The 221-nt window shown below is 67.9% G+C and carries 1 pseudogene; it reads left to right on the plus strand.

The features are described from left to right. Positions 1 to 221 (plus strand): annotated as a pseudogene (locus G3N94_RS42085) (electron transfer flavoprotein subunit beta/FixA family protein); the annotation flags it as partial.

Here is a 221-nt window from a genome sequence, read left to right on the forward strand (position 1 = left end):
GGAAGCGGGCGTGGCGACCGAAGTGGTCGCGGTGTCGGTCGGCGTCGCGCAAGCGCAGGAAACGCTGCGTACGGCGCTGGCGATCGGCGCGGATCGCGCGATCCTCGTCGAGTCGAACGACGGCGTCGAGCCGCTCGCAGTCGCGAAGATCCTGAAGGCGCTGGTCGACAAGGAACAGCCGCAGCTGGTGATCCTCGGCAAGCAGGCGATCGACGACGATT

The sequence above is a fragment of the Burkholderia sp. Ac-20353 genome (assembly GCF_017104785.1).
In the GTDB taxonomy this organism is placed as follows: Bacteria; Pseudomonadota; Gammaproteobacteria; order Burkholderiales; family Burkholderiaceae; genus Burkholderia.